Annotated in this window: 14 protein-coding genes and 2 pseudogenes; 8 read left to right on the top strand and 8 right to left on the bottom strand. The window is 67.1% G+C overall.

Annotation, left to right across the window (positions count from 1 at the left end; genetic code table 11):
* Window positions 1–66: 66 nt before the first annotated feature.
* From OHB13_RS19505 to OHB13_RS19495, 3 genes are all read left to right on the top strand, one after another.
* Entirely contained in the window at window positions 67–2,223 is a 2,157-nt protein-coding gene (locus OHB13_RS19505) for a hypothetical protein (RefSeq protein ID WP_328377954.1), read from the top strand.
* A gap of 188 nt (window positions 2,224–2,411) precedes the next feature.
* Window positions 2,412–2,999: a hypothetical protein gene (locus OHB13_RS19500; protein WP_328377953.1), complete on the top strand. Its 588-nt coding sequence runs from the start codon at window positions 2,412–2,414 to the stop codon at window positions 2,997–2,999.
* A gap of 5 nt (window positions 3,000–3,004) precedes the next feature.
* Complete coding sequence (locus OHB13_RS19495) at window positions 3,005–3,196, top strand: hypothetical protein (protein ID WP_328377952.1); 192 nt, start codon at window positions 3,005–3,007, stop codon at window positions 3,194–3,196.
* A 1,551-nt stretch (window positions 3,197–4,747) separates the two neighbouring features.
* Here the strand turns inward: OHB13_RS19495 and OHB13_RS19490 are convergent.
* Both OHB13_RS19490 and OHB13_RS19485 read right to left on the bottom strand, forming a co-directional pair.
* Window positions 4,748–5,365, bottom strand: a pseudogene (locus OHB13_RS19490) (tyrosine-type recombinase/integrase); the annotation flags it as partial.
* 145 nt (window positions 5,366–5,510) lie between these two features.
* The gene (locus OHB13_RS19485; RefSeq protein WP_328377951.1) at window positions 5,511–6,008 is read right to left on the bottom strand and encodes a hypothetical protein; all 498 of its coding nucleotides are present in this window, start codon (window positions 6,006–6,008) and stop codon (window positions 5,511–5,513) included.
* A gap of 1,154 nt (window positions 6,009–7,162) precedes the next feature.
* Between OHB13_RS19485 and OHB13_RS19480 the strand changes: the two genes are divergently transcribed.
* Window positions 7,163–7,339 carry a winged helix-turn-helix transcriptional regulator gene (locus tag OHB13_RS19480; RefSeq protein WP_328377950.1) on the top strand — a complete coding sequence of 59 codons (177 nt, stop codon included), beginning with the start codon at window positions 7,163–7,165 and terminating at the stop codon, window positions 7,337–7,339.
* A 274-nt stretch (window positions 7,340–7,613) separates the two neighbouring features.
* On the opposite strand, the gene OHB13_RS19475 is transcribed toward OHB13_RS19480, so the two are convergent.
* Window positions 7,614–8,114 (bottom strand): hypothetical protein, encoded by a 501-nt coding sequence (locus OHB13_RS19475; protein WP_328377949.1) that lies wholly within the window; start codon window positions 8,112–8,114, stop codon window positions 7,614–7,616.
* On the bottom strand, window positions 8,111–8,677 hold the full coding sequence (locus tag OHB13_RS19470; RefSeq protein WP_443063003.1) for a SigE family RNA polymerase sigma factor: 567 nt from the start codon (window positions 8,675–8,677) through the stop codon (window positions 8,111–8,113). Before OHB13_RS19470 ends, OHB13_RS19475 begins: the two co-directional genes overlap by 4 nt.
* Window positions 8,678–8,784: 107 nt before the next feature.
* Here OHB13_RS19470 and OHB13_RS38790 point away from each other — a divergent pair.
* Window positions 8,785–9,008, top strand: a pseudogene (locus OHB13_RS38790) (transposase); the annotation flags it as partial.
* A gap of 703 nt (window positions 9,009–9,711) precedes the next feature.
* On the opposite strand, the gene OHB13_RS19465 reads toward OHB13_RS38790, so the two are convergent.
* The gene (locus tag OHB13_RS19465) at window positions 9,712–10,407 is read right to left on the bottom strand and encodes a DUF4232 domain-containing protein (protein ID WP_328377947.1); all 696 of its coding nucleotides are present in this window, start codon (window positions 10,405–10,407) and stop codon (window positions 9,712–9,714) included.
* Window positions 10,408–10,846: 439 nt separating this feature from the next.
* Here OHB13_RS19465 and dacB point away from each other — a divergent pair, with 439 nt between their 5' ends.
* Window positions 10,847–12,475: a D-alanyl-D-alanine carboxypeptidase/D-alanyl-D-alanine endopeptidase gene (gene dacB, locus OHB13_RS19460; RefSeq protein WP_443062957.1), complete on the top strand. Its 1,629-nt coding sequence runs from the start codon at window positions 10,847–10,849 to the stop codon at window positions 12,473–12,475.
* A gap of 114 nt (window positions 12,476–12,589) precedes the next feature.
* Here dacB and OHB13_RS19455 read toward each other — a convergent pair whose 3' ends face one another.
* Both OHB13_RS19455 and OHB13_RS19450 read right to left on the bottom strand, forming a co-directional pair.
* The gene (locus tag OHB13_RS19455) at window positions 12,590–13,246 is read right to left on the bottom strand and encodes a sigma-70 family RNA polymerase sigma factor (RefSeq protein WP_328377946.1); all 657 of its coding nucleotides are present in this window, start codon (window positions 13,244–13,246) and stop codon (window positions 12,590–12,592) included.
* A 147-nt stretch (window positions 13,247–13,393) separates the two neighbouring features.
* A complete protein-coding gene (locus OHB13_RS19450; RefSeq protein WP_328377945.1) occupies window positions 13,394–14,191 on the bottom strand; it encodes a hypothetical protein in 798 nt (265 codons plus the stop codon).
* A 342-nt stretch (window positions 14,192–14,533) separates the two neighbouring features.
* On the opposite strand from OHB13_RS19450, the gene OHB13_RS19445 reads away from it, so the two are divergent.
* Together OHB13_RS19445 and OHB13_RS19440 are read left to right on the top strand one after the other, a co-directional pair.
* Window positions 14,534–14,749, top strand: a complete 216-nt coding sequence (locus OHB13_RS19445) for a hypothetical protein (protein WP_266855088.1) — start codon at window positions 14,534–14,536, stop codon at window positions 14,747–14,749.
* 282 nt (window positions 14,750–15,031) lie between these two features.
* Window positions 15,032–15,916 (top strand): amidohydrolase family protein, encoded by an 885-nt coding sequence (locus OHB13_RS19440; protein ID WP_266860853.1) that lies wholly within the window; start codon window positions 15,032–15,034, stop codon window positions 15,914–15,916.
* A gap of 90 nt (window positions 15,917–16,006) precedes the next feature.
* On the opposite strand, the gene OHB13_RS19435 is transcribed toward OHB13_RS19440, so the two are convergent.
* On the bottom strand, window positions 16,007–16,909 hold the full coding sequence (locus OHB13_RS19435) for a phosphotransferase family protein (RefSeq protein WP_328377944.1): 903 nt from the start codon (window positions 16,907–16,909) through the stop codon (window positions 16,007–16,009).
* Window positions 16,910–17,085: the final 176 nt, after the last annotated feature.

The raw sequence follows: 17,085 nt of genomic DNA, 5'->3' as shown, positions 1-17,085 counted from the left end.
CCCGAGGCGATCGAAGCCGTCGGGCAGGCGGCCACGCTCCAGCGCGCGTTAATCAACCTGGGCGAGATGATCGGCACGAAATACGTGTTCGAGCAGACCCTGGACGCAGACGCGCCCATCGACGCCGAATACTTGGCAGTGATCCGGAGGGTTTATGCCAAGCCCCGCTCCGAGGACACAGACCGGACCAGTAGCCCCTTCACCCAGGCCCTTGAGAGCCTCCGGCCTTCGGGTTCCGTACTGGTTATCAACCGCCCGCCGAACAGCAGCAGAACCACGACTGCATACTCCCTTCTCGACCAGCTCGTGGAAGAAGGCTTGATCACAGAAGCACGCCCACTCTCCTTCGGCGGCTCCCAGCACTTCCCCGCGCGACGCCTGCCTCATGACCGCCGATGCGGCTTCCTGCTCGAACTCCCGCCAGACGAAGACGGCTTCCAGGTAGCCGACACATTCGGTTCCGGCCTGGGAAAGCTCGGTGAGCAGCTGGCCCGACGGGACAACCGACTCATCGTCCTGACCCGCCCGGAACAGTGGCGACGAATCAGCCACGGTGCACCGCCGAGTGCCGCGCCGGATCTGGGCGAGATCCACCCCCACGACATCGCCACACGCTGGCTGCTGGCACAGGAGCCAGCGTTCCCGGTCAGTGCCTGGCTCGGCAGCACCGGCATACGCCGCCTCATCGGCGGCATGACTCCCACGGACATCTTGAACGTCACTCCCCTCATGCTCGATGAGCACCGGAAGGCCGAGCGCCTCGCGGCCGATGACGTCTCTGACGTAGCCCGCGATTCGGCGCAGCAGGCTTCTGCCGAGCGGCGCCGCTCCCTCGACGAACAGATCGCCAATGTCGAGGCCGTCCTCAGCAACTGGGAGGACGCCCTCTACGAGTGGCACGAACCAGAAAACCGCGTCCGGACCAGCTTCGAACGGAACTTCCTCCTGACCGCAGCGGTCCTGCGCGGCGACCCGGTGGGCCATGTGTATGCCAAAGCCGCCGAATTGACCGACACCCTCGACAAACGCGACACCCCTGTCCCCGTCCACGGGCAACAGGCTCCGGGGGTGATCGCCATGACCAAGGCCATCGATGCGCGGCGCGAGGAAGACGGGACCCTCCATTTCAACCGCGCGCACTGGGACGACGCCGCGATCGAGTACTTCTGGAACGATCGCCCGCTGGCCCGCACCTCCTTCTTGAAGTGGCTCGCCCAGGTCCCCTTCGACGACACAGGAACGAACAAGGAGGCCCTGGAGACCATCACCAAGGACGCCCGCCGTGCCTTGGCAGGCCGCATCAGTGAGTTCGCGCTGCGCTGGGCCGTGCGCCATCGCAGACAAGAACCATTAGAGGAGATCGTCACGGCTTGGTACGCCCACGGCACGGACAAGGAGTTGTGGCCCTTGGCTGTCAAGTTGCTCGACAACGCAGCGATTCACGCAGCCAGCGCTCCGTACGTGCACTCCCTGTTGCTGTCATGGGCCAAGCGCAAAGAGCCCTCACTCCAACAGGCGGTCGTCGAGGTCTGCACCGGACAGTTCGGGCGGCGTCACACTGGGAAGGCGCTACGCCGTCTCAAGAACGTGGCCAACAGCGGGCTGACGGAGGTCGTGGACAGCCTGCGCGAAGCGATCCGGGTGCTGTGGGCGGACACCTCCATCCGGAAGACGCTCTTCGGGTACGTCGTCGATTGGTGCGGTGACGAGAAGATCCGGGACACTGTCGGCCACCGAACGTTCACGGCTCTCGCCGCGTCGTCTGCACCAGAAGCCGACCGAGTGCCGCTGGTGCTCCACAGTGACACCAGCCCGGACACCGACGAAGAGGAAGACTTCCGCCCTCCAATCGCCGGCCTTGTCACCGGGTGGCGCACTCTCCTGCGTCAGGCGACCGGAGCAGCGGGGGATCGCGAACTCGACCGGGCCATCTTCCTGTGGCTCGATGCGGCCCTTGAGCGACCCCCTCTACGGCAGATCGTCCTCGACACCCTTCGGCGGGCCGTGGACGTCCGCGGCCCTGAAGGCCCGACCCTGCGTGAGGCCCTGCGTACCTGCTCACAAGTGTGGGTCCAGGGTGAAAACCGCCCGTATTCGCCCGACCGGGCAAACCTGAAGCTCGAACTCTCCTCCCTCCTCGACGCCGATCTGGCCAAGGTCCAGAAGCTTCTGCTGCAGGAACACCCCGAGGCAGACAAGTCAGAGGAGCACGAGGCCGCATGAAGCGCCGCCCCACCCCCAAAGGCGCCTCCCAGCCGGGCGGCGCCACCTGGGTCTCCACTTTCTCAGACCGGCCACGTAGCGCGGACCCAACGCTCCACTTCTGCGCACATGTCCGAGCGACCTGGCGGCGCCAGGACGACACCCACATCCCTGGGTCCCCGTACGCAGTCGGGCAGCTCGTCAGAGCCGTGATCGATGAGGCGGCCGCCGCCTGCGATGTCCTCCGTCCTGACGCCGCCGAGCAGGACATTGGCACCGCACTCGCCGAAGCCCTGCCCCTCGGAGGCGTGGGCGTAATCGTCGTGGGCGCCACCGTGAGCATCGAAGTGGACGAATCAACCCGGAAGGCCGCGTTCGCCGCGGAACAGCTGCAGCAGAACCACCGTCGTCAGGAAGAGCTGCTGCGCCGCGAACTAGAGCTGGACGAGCTGGCCCGTCGCCAGGCCAAAGCACGCGAGGACTTCCTGCGAGATCACATCCTCGCCAGCCCCGCCGCCGCCCGGCTCTACACCGCTCTGGAAGGCTCAGCCGAGAACTGGCCCCGCCTCGGCGGACCGCCAGCCGGTACGGATCTCGAAGATCTGGTCCGCACAGTCAGACAGTGGCAGCCCGGACAGCGGTGGGTCGTTGTCGCTCAGGTGATACACGATTTCGTCAGCAAGTTGACCCCCGAAGGATGCAAGGAACTACTCGTCCTACTCGCAGGCACCGTAGAGGCATTCGGCGGTGAGGACGCCTCCCGCGCCCTCACCGCCATAGCCGGCGAGTTCCAGTGAAGGTGATGCTCCTGCGCTGGTTTCTCGACCCGGTCACCAGCCTGCTGGCGGTGCGGCTCCATACCCAGAACCACGGACGTATGTCGTACGAGGCAGCCTGGCGGCTGGCCCGCGTCACTCGGCACCCTGACGAGATGGGGTACCGCCTGTACGGCCATCTCCCGGAGGACTCCACAGAGGCAACCGAGCCACCATGACCGCACCGGTGTTCCCCGATCTCCCAACGTGAACCCGACAGAACCTGCAAACTCGCGCCAGCAATCGTTGCCAAGACGCACCCAGAATGCAGCAGCCCTCCACGCCTGGGAGAAATCTGGGAGATGTTCTCCCTTCGAAGTCCGATCGAGGCACCGCCGCACCAACTCAGACAATCCCCCTGGCCTGCAAATTTGCAAAATTGGCAGGCATCAATCTTACTCGAACCTCATTCGGGACGAAGAGGTTTAGGTTCAAATCCCGCGACTCTGACAGCTGTAAAATAGCAAACCAGAGGGCACGTACTGGAGACAGTACGTGCCCTCTGTCGCCCGCGGACGGGACCAAAGGGGGGGCACCGCAAGTTCATCAAGCATCGGCCCGCCACCCTCACCTATGCCCCGAAGGGCACCCGCAGGCCGATGAACTCATCTTTACTGGCGCCATGGACCAAGGCACAGCGGGCTTAGTAGGTGTACTTGTGGGCGGCCTCATCGGTGTCGTGGGCACCTTGGGGTCTACACGGCTCGCAGGTAGGGAACAACGGCAGAGTCAGCACGAGCACTGGCGTCGTCAGCAGCGCCGTGATGCCTACAGCCAACTTGTGAGCCAAACCTCTGAGGCGATCAGGGTAGGCAGCAGAGCCACGGACGCCTACGAAGACGATGAGCCGAATGCTAGCGATCTTATGGAACAGTTCTGCGAGCTAGCACCCAAGCTGGACGCTCCGATGAGTCTGGTTGCTTTGGAAGGGCCAGCAAGATCCGATTCCGCAGCACTGGAACTCGTAGGAGCCGTGCGAGTGTGGGCGAACAGCTTATCCCTCGCCATCGCTACAAATGAGGGCCAATATATGCGCACAGCCCACATGTCAGTGGGCATACCGGAGGTGTTGCGACACAAGGAAAGCAGCTATGAGGCACTGGACGCCTTCACGCAACTTTGCAGGCAGATACTGGACGACTGATATTCTGTCCCAGCGCTTGTCAGCGGCCCACCCTTCTGATCAGGCGCCGGGCCACTGACTCATCATGCGATGTACATATCATCAGTCACGGACGACTCTTCTCGTACACATCGCTGGCGAAGATCACATCCACCCCCCTGCTCCATGCGTGATCACAGCAGCCTTGTGGCTTCGCGCCTCGTGGCACGGAACACCTCGGTCAGTCAACGGTCAAGGCTGAGCGGAAGCTTCCGTACTCCGGTCAGCAGGGCCGCGGCGAGGAACTCCGGCGGTTCGCCGGTAATTCACTCGCCGGGAGCCGATGGCGGGTTGCCACGCCTCACCACATGACACGCACGCGATGCCGCGCCGCGTGCCATAACGTGCCAGGAGGGGCGGTAAACAGCGGTCACTAAGGTGCCCGGCGGGCCTTTAAAAAGCACCGCCCCGCGACTGTTTCCGCAGGTCAGCGGACACGACCCGGCTCAAGCCCCGGGTGATTCCCAAGCTCAGAGCGCGGGTTCGATTCCCGTCACTCGCTCCACCAGCCAAGGCCCAGGTCAGGGACGTGATCCCCAGCCCGGGCCTTTGTGTTGTCCAGACCAGTCTAAGACTCTCGTGCCCGTTGCGTGCCCGATCGATGATCCTCGGTACCGGTAGCGCCCTTCTGGCGTTCCCGCCTGACCATCGAGTCCAGGCCCGAGGCCACCTCTTTCTGCCGCTCCTGGTCGGAGTGCTGATAGATCAGCGCGGCCCGTTCCGAGGACTGACCGGCACGCGCCATCGTGTCCTTCAGCGTGGCACCCGATCGGGTCGTCAGAGTGTGCCCGGTATGACGCAGATCGTAGAACCGGAAATCGTCCGGGAGACCAACATGAGCACGCGCCTTGCGCCGCTTCCGCCCGAAGGTGGAGCGCCGGAACGGCTTGTCCTTCTCCCCGACGAACAGCAGCCCGTCCGGTCCTTTCTCGGCGTACCAGTCGAGATGCCGCCGCAGCACCACGAGGCGCTTACCCGCTTGCGACTTGGTGCCCCCAAGCGCACGGTGCCCTGTGGTCAGCTCAGGCGCAGCCAAACGAATACGGATGGCTACTCCATCCACGTCCACATCCTTGCGACGCAGTTCCGCTTGTTCCTCTGGCCGCATCGGTCCATAGGCACCGAGGAAGACCATCAGCCGCCAACGGGGCCCAGCTCGTTCGCCAAAGCCGTCTACCTGAGCAACGAGGGGAGCCGCGTCCGCGAGTGCCGGTATGTCGTGGCGAGCGTGGTGAAGGCTTCCATCCCGACCACCTCCGACCCAGGCAAAGCCGAGCAGCCGCGCCCAGGGCGTCAAGGTCGTTCGTACGGTGGTGGGCTCAGCGCCTGCTCTACCCATGCCACCACGCAGGTCCGCCTATGGGCTGCAAACTCATCTGTCCCAGCCTGCTTCGCATCATTCTGATGTCCGCATCTGTCAACACTGCGTCCCCCAGCTCAGCAAGCGCCCGAGCAGAGTCGCCGTCATGGATCTTGCCCACTTTCGTCTCCAGGGCCTGCTTGATCGCGGGCAAGTCTTCGGACCAGTTCCGCACATGCCACCCCAGCATGCTCGCGAACTCTTTGTCTGCCCCGAGGCCAAGCACACGGTCGCGGTTAATCACCTGGTAACCATGCCAAATTCGCTCGAAGCACCACAGCAAGACGAAGTAGTGATGTCGCAACTCCGCCGCGTCCACACCGCTCCGGATCAGCACCTGCTCAGGGTTCGCGTCATCCTCGGCTTCCCAGTCACTTCTGACTGCGAACGCGAGTTCACCAAGGGGCCTGCGCGCTTCCGCCACAACACCCGAGGTCAAGTCAACGTGGAGTGCACGAGCAATCTCCATGTTGGCCCTCCGCCTCTGAGCCAGCGTGGCGACCAACGACAGCCCGAATGCCACAATCGACACAGCTAGCGCTGCTTCGGATAGAACGTTGCCAGACATACATCCCCCAGAACGGTTGAGTGACTTGCCGAGTACAGGGTCTCGGCTCGCACGGGCACACGAAGGCCATTCCCCGAGACTGGGATAACTTCGGATCGCAGAAGTCCCTGTGCCACAACCGCGCCATATCGGGCGGGAACTCGCGGGAAACCGTAGCGATCAGCAACGGCCATAGCCAGTGGACGCCGAAGTAGGCATCCGCAGGTCAGCCCCCAACTCACCCCACCCCGCTGCTAAAGCGGTGGCTCTCTGGCAACCAGTGGCAGCGGCCAGCCGGCGCAGGCCACTAGTGCGCTGCCGTCCTCGGTGAGGAAGAACAGCGTGGTCCATGCCCGATCGGCAGAATCGATCAGCCCTGTGCGCACTGGCCGGCCATGCTCGCGGACGAGCTGAACTGCTCGTTCCAGCCAAAGAGGTTCGAGTCCGTGTTTCCGCATGCGCTGAAGTCGGCCCTTGAAGACTCCGGCATGCTGGCCTGCGTGTTGTGCTCGGTCTCCCACCCAGTAGGTGGCGCCGCTGCGGAGGGTGGCAAGAGCTATCGTTGACGCCTCGTCATCACCGACCAACAGCGATTCGAGCTCATGCCGTTCCATGGTCACACCCCCGTCTGGATCCTGCGGTACAGCAGCCAGATACCACAACCCCGGCAATCGCCCGCGTCCGGTAGTGCCCCTCCAGGGCTCGGTAGCAGCCGAAATAGCCATCCCCGACCGATCCGGCTAGATCTACGGATCAGAAATGTCCGTGCCCGACTGGGCGGGGACCCACGGGTGCCAGGGTGAGCCCTTAGGGTTCACCCTGGCATCTGTCTCCTCCTGGTCAGCTTGCCGGTGCAAGCAAAGGGCCGGTGATTCCCAAGCTCAGAGCGCGGGTTCGATTGCCGTCACTCACTCCCTTACTTAGCCCCAGGTCAGCGCCCTGGGGCTTCTCTGTCGTCCAGACCGCTCAAGGGGCCAGGTTGCTCGATGCCTGGCAGCGCTTAGTGCCGCAAGCCCCAACTCTGCTGGGGCCATGGACATCGCGGAGTACGAACAGGAGCCGCACGATCTGAGCCCGTGATCCTGCGAACGGTGTACCCGGAGGCGCCGATCCGCGTGGAGTACGCCCCGACGCCGCCGCTCGGCCAGACGCTGCGAGGCTCCCTGAAAGCGCTCACGGAGTGGTCCGTGCAGCACATCGAGGATGTCCGCACCACCCGCGAGGAGTACGACGGCCGGCCCGAAAAGCGTTAGTACACGCGTGCCGACAAAATCGGGGACGGCTCCAGGAGTTGGAGGCTCCGCATGAAGACTGGTGATCGCACGGAGGCCGGCCCCTCGCCTCGGGCGCGCTGGACCTGGCCCCCGAACGCGTCCGGTCCTTCCACCTCGATGCTGACGCACTCCGTCCCAGGGGCGACGCGTGGTGGAATGCAGGGGGGTGGTGGCCCCGGTTCCGACGGGGCCACCACCCTCTGTCCTGCCTCTGTCCGGTCGGCCCGGCTCGGTCAGGCCGGTTCCGCCGGGGTCAGCGGTAGCAGGTGGTTACGAGGACCGTGTCGCCCGCGTGCACGACCGTCGGGGCATGCGGCGAGAGCGAGACCACTGCGTCCTCCGGCTTCGTGCAGTCGGCCTTCTGGACCCGGGTGAACTTGGGTGTGAGGCCGAAGTGGACGAGCGACACCCTGGCCCTCGCCGAACTCACGCCGGCCAGCCGCTCCGTGGCGGTCCCGCCGTCGCTGGTGCGGACAAGCAAGGTGGTGCTGTCGGCGGCGGCAGCGGCGGCCGGCCGCGCGGTGTCCGAACCGCTGCCGACGGCGCCGACCGCCAGGGCGGTGCCCGCACCGGCCACGACGAGGGCGGTGGCGATGCCCGCGATGGCCGTGGCCCGCTTGCGACGAGCCCCGCGCGCGATGGTGGCCGTATCGAAGTGCGGCGTCGGGGTGGTGTTCACGAAGTCGTTCATGGCATTCACCAGTTCCATCTCGAAGGATGTGCAGCCGGACGGCGGCGAATCGTGTGAACTCATTGGACTCCCTCCGTCGGCTGCGGTGTTGAAGGGCTGGAGAGTGCGGGGAACTGGCCTCTGAGCTTGTCCATACCGCGAGCGAGCTGGGACCGCACGGTGCCTGGCGAGATCTTCAGGTCAGCCGCTATCTCGTCATCCGACAACTCATGGAAATACCGCAGCACCACGACCGTCCGCATGCGCATCGGCAGACCCTGGAGCGCCCGGACCAACTGGTCCCTCGTGTCCACTCGCCCGTACTGGTCCCCGGGGGCGGCACGGTCGCCGTCCTGATGCGGGACCATGCGGCGGAACCTCCGCCACCGGTCGTTGGCCAGGTTCACCATGATCCGCCGCACGTACGCCTCCGGAGAGTCCTTGGCGGCGATGGTGCGCCACTTGCGGCAGGCCCGCTCCAGGGTCTCCTGGACCAGGTCCTCCGCGGCCTCGTGATTCCCCGTCAGGACGAGGGCACCTCGGAACAGTACGGCCGACCGGGCGACGACAAAGCCGTGGAAGTCGTACTGCGACTCCGCCGGTCCGGACTTGCTGATTCCGATACGGACATCGTGCTCGGTTGCCAGGTCCACATCCCCATCCCTTCCTGTCACCCCTCCTCGACGGGAAAGCGGTCCCGTTTGCTGCACGCACATCATGAGACCTGCGTCACACTGCGGGCGCCCAGGCCGAGCTCTGGCAGCAGCCGGCCAAGCGGCTGCTGGACTCGTCCCTGGGGGGCGAGATCGCCGATCAGCTCGGATATGACCGGCACGATCCGGCGGGGAAGAACGGCGGCAACAGCCGCAACGGCACCCGCTGCAAGGAGTTCCTGGCCGAGGTCGGCGCGGGGCGAAACCCGTTCCCTGCGACGGCGCGGGGTCGTTCGAGCTGAAGACCGTGCGCACGCGACAGAGGTGCGCCCCTGTCAACTGCTCTACAGACAACGGCTCTACAGAACCGAAGCTCCAAAGCCCTCGCCTCTTGTGGCGCTCAGTTCATCTCGGCTGCGGGCGCGTCGGCGGCATACGGATGGACGTACCGGCGGTCGTCGGAGGGCGTGAACCACGGTCCGACCGGCATGGGCGCGATGCCGAGATCCGCCGCGCGATGCCGAGACCCTCCGCGACGGGATTTTCATCGATCCCGTCCATCGCATCGTCGTAGAGCCACTCCTGGTCCGCGTCCTCGCGCGCGTTCCCCGCCAAGGAATCGCGGCGTGAGAGGACAGGACCAGGTGGGGAAGGTAAATGGCCTGGCGCCCGAAGGGGTGGCGTGCGGCGGGTGTTCGCGACCCGGTGCAGAGACGTGTGTCCTGTGGCACTGCACAGGTAATCGGGTGCGCACTTCCGGCTGCGAAGGGCCTGTGTCCGGCGGGCTGCCGCCCCGTGACCCGGCCCGTAAGTGACTACGGGCGGTCATTTGATGCCCGGAACAACGAAGCGACAAGTACTCGTCGCAGTCTTGGATCGTGTCCTACGAGGGGACCGGCCCGGCGGGGCATTGTCCACGTGCTGCGTAGGGGCGTGAGCCGGCGGGACGTTGCCGCAGAGCTGGCTGCTTGCCGCTGGCCGCTGGCCGCTGGCCGCTGGCCGCTGGCCGCTGGCCGCTGGCACTACCTCTAGTTGGTCGTGTGCGTGGGGTAGACCTCGACGTCGGCGTAGCTGCCCTTGATCTGCCCAGCGCCCGCAGGCCACTTCAGGCTCACGGTGTGGGTCTCGTTCGGGGGCGTCACCTCGATGTTGGTCGGGTGCGTGAGGCTGTTGCCGCTGGGGTCGATGGTGTAGGAGAGGTTGAAGACAGCGGCATCGCCGGGCTTCAGGGTGGTGATACGCGGCACGGCGTGGCCGCGCGGTATGGGCTCCGAGGTGTGGTCGGAGTCCTTGATGTCGACGCCGGCGAAGCCCGACGCCGAGCAGGTGGTCGAACCCCGGTTCATCATGGTGATGTCGATCGTGCCGGTGGTCGCGTCGGGCGAGGAGTCCTGGGCGTCGATGGCCAGATCCTCCGTCTTGCAGAACGTGACCTTGCTGCCGGTCGTCGTCGCGCCGTTCGCGGCGCCGGCCTTGGTGTCCTCACCGGAGCCCGAGCCGCCCTCCGACTTCGAGCTGCCGCCCGAGGAGGAAGAAGACGAAGAGGTCGAAGAGGCCGAGCCCGTGCCGCTCTCCGACTTCGAGCCACCGTCCGAGGAGGAAGCCGAGGACGAGGAACCCTGGGACGACGCGTTCTTTCCGGAGGCGTCGTTGCCGCAGGCGGTGAGCGAGAGGGTGGCGGCGAGGCTGATGGCGGCGAGAGCAGTGATGCGGGTGTACTTCACGGTGTTCCCCCAGAAAGAGTGCGGTCGGTGCGTGCGGACTGAAGTATTTCTATCTCGCACCGGGTTACAGGCCGTCCTCCGCGACGTCTTCGTTCTGTCACAGGCGTATTGACCTCACGGATGACGGCGGCGGCCCTGGCGTCGGTCCTCGCCCCGCCCGGGCAGATGGCTCAGACAGGAGGCACCCTGACTCCGACACCCCGACTCTGTCGCCGGTGCGGTCGCGCACCTTGGGGCGCGCTGTCCGAGCCGCTGAGGGCAGGCCCCTTGAGACTGAAGCGCGGCCGCTGTCGCCGACCGGCCGTGTCGACCGGGCGTTCGCTGCGCCTTTCGACGAATGCGCCGTGCCGTTCGGGTGACAACCATTCGCGCCGCCCGTCTCCGGCGCCCATCGGGGTCCATACCTGACGCCATGGACAGGAAACCATCGGGACGAACAGTGCGTATCGCAGTGCGTGGAGAGAATTCCGGGTCCCTTCGGCATCGCTTTGGCGCCGGATGTTGTGCCCTGCTGCTCCTGGCCCTGACTTCGGGCGGGGCAGCCCAGGCGGCCTCGTCGCCCGACCACGGCGGTTCCGGCCGGCTCGATCCGCGGATCACGGAGATCATGCGGAAGCCGGACTACCCCAACGCCCAGTGGGGCCTGCTCCAGCAGGACCCGGACAACGGACGGGTCATCCACAGCCGGTTCGCCGAACAGTTCTTCATCCCCGGGTCGGTGGCCAAGCTGTTCGGCACCTCCGGAGAGTGGGACACCCTCGGCGGCGGCCACCGCTTCAAGACGCCGGTCTACGCGGTCGGCGAGCGCCGCGGAACCACGCTGAACGGCAACCTCGGCCTCGTCGCCCAGGGCGACCTGACCATGGGCGGCAGGACCCGCCCCGACGGCACGGTCGACTACACCGACCTCGACCACACGTACGCCAACGACTTCCCCGGCGCCACGCTCACTCCGGAGAACCCGCTCGCCGGGATCAACAAGCTCGCGCAGCAGGTACGGAAATCCGGCATCACCCGCGTCAATGGGAACGTGGTCGTCGACGACCGGCTCTTCCAGCCCGAGCCGACCTTCATCCCCGAACCGACGCCGCTGATGGTCAACGACAATCTCATCGACCTGCTGACCACCCCCGGGGCCCACCCCGGCGCGCCCGCACAACTGGACTGGCGGCCGAAAGTCGCCCCGTACCGCGTCACGTCGTCGGTGAAGACCGTGGCGGCGGGGCAGCCGACGGACATCCAGGTGACGACCTCCGACAACGGCACCCGGATCCGGCTTTCCGGCACCGTCGCGGCCGGCTCCGAACCGGCTCTGAAGGTGTCGCCCATCGCCGATCCGGCGGCCTTCGGACGCACCGCGCTGATCGAGGCGCTGGGGCGGGCCGGGGTGAAGGTGACGGCGAAGCCGACCGGTGCCAACCCGGTCGGGCAACTCCCCGGCTCGTACAAGGGCCGCCCGCGCGTGGCTCTTTACACCTCGCCGCCGTTCTCCCAGTACGCCAAGCTCATCTTCAAGGTCAGCCACAACCTGGGCGGCAACCTCGCCATCTGTCTGATGGCCGTCGCGACCGGCAGCAAGCACTGCATGGACGGCTTCCCGGTGCTGGCCGGCTTCCTGGATCGCGCGGGCGTCGACCGCAAACAGGTCCAGCTCCTGGACGGCCGGGGCGGGAACCCCGCCGACCGCACCACGCCCAAGGCCGTGGTGCAGTTGCTGACGTACTGGCAGCACACCCCCGAGGCCAAGGTCTTCCGGAATGCGCTGCCCATCCTCGGCGTCGACGGCCTGCTGGCCGACAACTGCACCCACTGCGCCGCCCGCGGGAAGGTGTTCGCCAAGACCGGCGCCGCCGTCGGGCTGGATGCGCTCAACAACCGCCTGGCCGTCGGCGCCATCACGATCGCCGGCTACCTGGACAAGGGCAACGGCCGCTTCGACGTCTTCTTCGCGGGCGTGAACGGCGCCTCCACCCCGACAACCGACGTCAACGGTGTGCTGGATATCGGCAATGACCTCGCCATGATCTCCGCGTACTTGCAGGAGGCGGCGGCGCGAGGAGAAGGCTGAGAGCGCTGAGAGCGCTGAGAGCACTGCATCCCGGCCGAGAGGCCCGGGCCGTCGGCCCGGGCCTCTCGGCCGTCCAGATCTGTCAGGGCGGCCCATCCCCTCCGTACGCCGTTGTCAGGCGACAGCCGGCATCCGTATGACCTGAACCGGATCGCGGGGAGGCGGTCCGGCGGGATCGTCGGACTCGGTGATCAGCTGAAGCAGGGTGCTGCGGGCGCGAGCCACCCGGGAGCGCACCGTTCCGATCGGGCAGCCGATGACGAGGGCGGCTTCGGCATAGGGCAGTCCGACCAGTTGGGTGAGCACGAACGCTCTGCGGCCGTCCTCCGGGACTGTCGCCAGCAGTTCCGCCAGCGCGATGCCGTCGTCGAATCCCGGCAGTCCACCCGGCTGGGACTGCTCAGCCGCGGACTGCCAGTCCTCGCGGCGGGAGACCGCCGGCCGGGCGGCGGCGCGGCGGAAGCTGTCCACGACGGTGCGCCGGGCGATGGACAGAAGCCAGGTACGCGCGGACGAGCGGCCCTCAAAACCGGGCAGGCTGCGCAGGGCGCGCAGGAAGGTCTCCTGGGTCAGATCGTCGGCCGACTGGGGCTCCGCGCTGAGGTAGGCCACGTAGCGCCAGACGTCGAGGCGCAGTGCGCGGATGAACTCCTCCACGGACTCGGGGTCTCCGTCGCGGGCCGCGAGAGCGAGCCGGGTCGTGGTCTCGTCGGTCGCGACGGAGTGCAGCGCCCGGCGCGGACGGATGGGTGGGGGCAGGGCAGGGGTCATCGCCTCATGTCCTTCACGGGATAAGGGATACGGGATACGGGATCGTCCGGCGCGGCACACTGCGGCACGCCGGTGAGCTGGTACGGCCCTGTCGAGGGCCGATGCCCGGGAGGCGGCATGTCCGCGCCGCCGTCGGGAAGCCGGCTGTCAGATGACAGCGATCCCGCGAGGCGGTCCTCTGGACGTGATGACGTGGGAGAGCAGCAGCTGTCGCGGGGTGCGGACTTCGCTGCCGCAGCAGATCCGCGGGCGGTCCGGTACCGGTACCGGGGTGGCCAGGACGAGGGGCCGGAGAGGTGCTGCGAGCCAGCCGGCCACAGCTCGTCCGGTACGGAAGGCCGCACGTTCTCCGTGGGCGAGCCACAGGCCGCTCAGCAGAGCGGCCAGCAGGTGGGCTGCCAGCATTCCGGACGGCGACATGTTCCCCATGTGGTGCCCGGCGGGCATGCCGGCGCCGTGGGTCATGGTCTGCATGACGTGGTGTACGTGGCTCCGGGCGCCGGGCACGACCACGCCAGGCATGTCCATGTGGCCCATCCCGGGAGGCGGTTGACGCAGGTGCCCGCCCAGCCCCGCGGCCCTCACCATGCGGGTGGCCGCGGACTCGGAGAGATCCCCGGTGTTCCCGCACAGCAGGAACGCGCTCCATTCGCGGGCGAAGGAGGATCCGCCCGCCATGGCGGGGTGAGTGGCGGCCTGGGCCAGGGAGAAACCGGCATGGAGTGCGGCCTGCATACCGACCGCCGCCGAGGTGACTGCCGTGATGCCACGCTCTTTGCGGGCAAGGGCCCAGGAACCGACGGCCGTTCCGGCGAACCCGCCGGCAACCGTCCACCAGGCCAACGGGACGCCGGACATGAGGACGTGACCGGTGACCGCACACAGCAGGCAGACAGCAGCGAACATCGCGGCCCGCACCGCGCGTCCCAGTACGTCCCCAGTCATGGTGGGCTCATCCTCGCATCCAGCCGTGGCACTCGCTCCGGTCAAGTCCGACATGTTCGCCGTCTTCTCGTGCCCGACGGATGCTGTCGGATGGCATCCCCAACAAGGCGCGGAGCACCTGGTGGCAGATGCCTCCAGAGGTAGTCGGCCGGCTGCGCCGTTCGGTTCCGGCGGGTTCCGCCCGGGCGGGAGCATCGGGCGCACGGGGTGGCCGGCCCGTGCCTCCGAGCGGGGTGCCACGACCGCTTCCAGGTGTCCGGCCCCGGGTATTCCACCTGCGTGGGAACGGGAGACCGTCCCGGTAGCCCCTACAGCGATCCACCGAGAGGAGAGTGAGGACCGATGACCGGAAACAGTTCTCCGGAGCCCGTGGCGACGTTCTGCGGCAACTGCAACTGCGGCTGTCCCCAGTTGTTCGTCGACGAGACGGCAGCCGTGGAGCGCAGGGTCGTGATCACGGACGACTTCGGACAGCGGGTGGAAATGAGCGCGGATCAGTTCGGCTCCCTGCTGGAGGAGGCAAAGGCGGGAAAACTGGATGCCGTCGCAACGGCGTAGGACTCGCGCCGATTCTCCGGTCCGGTCCGCATAGGAACCCTCTCGCCGGTCCAGTCCGGTCCGGTCTGCTCCGCGTAAGACCTGCGCCGGCCCGGTCTGGTCCGCGCAGGGCCTGCGCCGGTACGGTGTGGTCCGCCCCGTCGGCCGCCTCAGGTGCCGGGGCGGACCAGGGCCCGCCTGCGCGTCCGGGGCAGCTTCGACCGGCAGACACTGATCCGCGTGAACGCGCCCGCCGGTGACGTGTCTGTTCGAGAAGGGTGATACCAGGTGAGTTCCACTCCCATGGACGTCGCCGATGAAGCCGGTGAGATCCGTCGTTTCTGGGGCGGGCTCGGCCTCCCCGGGTTGATCGACGTCCATACCCACTTCATGCCTGAGCGCGTCCTGCACAAGGTCTGGGACTACTTCGACACCAGCGGGCCGATGATCGGCGGATTGGCATGGCCCATCGCCTACCGCAAGCAGGAGGCGGAACGTGTGGCCGTCCTGCGGGACTTCGGGGTGCGGGCCTTCACCGCGATGGTCTATCCCCACAAGCCCGCCATGGCCCAGTGGCTGAACGAGTGGGCGGCCGGCTTCGCCCACCGCACCCCTGACTGCCTGCACACGGCCACTTTGTATCCCGAGCCGGGCGTCGAGGCATACGTCCGCGAGGCCGTCGAAGCGGGGGCCCGCGTGTTCAAGGCTCACATACAGGTGGGCGCCTATGACCCGGCCGATGAACGTCTCGGGCCGGTCTGGGGGCTGCTGGCCGAGGCAGGCATCCCGGTGGTCATGCACTGCGGTTCCGGACCCGCGCCCGGCAAGTACACCGGTCCTGAACCGGTCGCGCGCGTCCTGGAACGCCATCCGGGACTCCGGCTGATCGTCGCGCACATGGGCATGCCCGAGTACGCGGAGTTCCTCGATCTCGCCGAGCGGTACGACCAGGTACGGCTGGACACGACGATGACGTTCACCGACTTCACCGAAGGATTCATGCCGTTTCCGCCGCGGGACCTGGCGCGTCTCGCCGACCTGGGCGACCGCATCCTGCTCGGCACCGACTTCCCCAACGTGCCCTACCCCTACCTGCACCAGCTCCACGCCCTGGAGCGTCTGGACCTGGGGCGCGACTGGCTGCGAGCGGTCTGCCACGACAACGCGGCCGGACTCTTCGAGCTGTAAGGGACTCCGGGGACGATGACGAGCTCGCTCCCCGGCGTGGCCGCCGGTATCGGCACTCGCGACCGCGCCAGCGCCCCGAGCTGCTTCGGCTCAGTCCCGTGCATCCATCAGGGCGGTGACATAGGCGTTCAGCCGCTCCTCGACGAGCCGCGTCGTCAGCTCCGTCCTCCCTGACTCACGCCATGACTGCGACACCTGCCGCACTTCTTCCGAGGACGCCAGCCCGTCCCGTACCAGCCAGTACAGCCGCTCGCCCGCAGCCGCTGCCAGCACCCCACCGGCCTCCTCGTACGCCTCGGCGAACCGCAGACCCCACGCCGGGCCGTGCAGCAGCGCGAGAGTGGTGGAACAGTGCGCCACATCGAGATCGGCCGGGCCCCAGGAAGCCCCTGCCCAGTCGACGACCCCCGTGATCCGGGCAGCCGCCGGCCTTGAGGGCAAGGCGTCGAACAGCACGTTGCCGGGCTGGAAGTCCCGGTGCAGGAAGCGCCCTTGATAGGCGGGCACAGGTCTGCGGATCACGTCGATCGCCGCGGCCCATGCCGCCGCGTCGGCGCCCTTCGGAGTCACGACGGTGTCCGCGGTCGTCAACGCCACATACGTGGGAGGCCGTTCGGCGGGGCGCAGCGCATGGATCGACGCGAGTTGACGGGCCAGCAGCGGAACGCGCGTCTCCACTCCCTCATCGTCGAGGACTGTCCGTCCCAGCAGATGGGTCCTCAGGAGCGACGGAAACTCGCAATGCGCGGCGGTCGGGTCAACCGCGACCAGTCCAGGAGCCGGCACGCTGCTCCCCGCGAGCAGGGCCAGGGCTCCGGCCTCCCTGTTCAGCCAGTCCTCCGCGTGCTCCACGTTGACGAAGGTCCGCAGCACCAGATCGCGGGTGCCTCCGTCCCGCGTACCGATGGTCAGCTTCCGTACGTCGGCAGTGATGCCCCCGTGCAGCGCTTCGGCTCTGACGATCCGTTCGCCGGCCTCCAGGTGCCGTCTCACCCAAGCGAGGGTCGACGGTCGGACAGCCTCCGCTTCATGGTGATTGGTCACTGTCCCAGCTCATCATCCGGACGACGGCACGCGCAAAAGGATTCCTCGGAGGCGATGGGCGACGCCGCTTCGCTCCTCCCGCCCGCTGTGCCACCGCGTCGTGTGAACAATTCGCTGTGCCGGGG

It is taken from the genome of Streptomyces sp. NBC_00440 (genome assembly GCF_036014215.1).
In the GTDB taxonomy this organism is placed as follows: domain Bacteria; phylum Actinomycetota; class Actinomycetes; order Streptomycetales; family Streptomycetaceae; genus Streptomyces.
This window is presented reverse-complemented; position numbering and strand designations above follow the sequence as displayed.

Bases quoted from the DNA above. Each gene is read 5' to 3' on its own strand.
- OHB13_RS19505 (WP_328377954.1), top strand. From the start codon at position 67: ATGATCGGCACGAAATACGTGTTCGAGCAGACCCTGGACGCAGACGCG.
- OHB13_RS19495 (WP_328377952.1), top strand. From the start codon at position 3,005: ATGCTCCTGCGCTGGTTTCTCGACCCGGTCACCAGCCTGCTGGCGGTG.
- OHB13_RS19485 (WP_328377951.1), bottom strand. From the start codon at position 6,008: ATGGAGATTGCTCGTGCACTCCACGTTGACTTGACCTCGGGTGTTGTG.
- OHB13_RS19475 (WP_328377949.1), bottom strand. From the start codon at position 8,114: ATGAGTTCACACGATTCGCCGCCGTCCGGCTGCACATCCTTCGAGATG.
- OHB13_RS19455 (WP_328377946.1), bottom strand. From the start codon at position 13,246: ATGACCCCTGCCCTGCCCCCACCCATCCGTCCGCGCCGGGCGCTGCAC.
- OHB13_RS19450 (WP_328377945.1), bottom strand. From the start codon at position 14,191: ATGACTGGGGACGTACTGGGACGCGCGGTGCGGGCCGCGATGTTCGCT.
- OHB13_RS19445 (WP_266855088.1), top strand. From the start codon at position 14,534: ATGACCGGAAACAGTTCTCCGGAGCCCGTGGCGACGTTCTGCGGCAAC.
- OHB13_RS19440 (WP_266860853.1), top strand. From the start codon at position 15,032: ATGGACGTCGCCGATGAAGCCGGTGAGATCCGTCGTTTCTGGGGCGGG.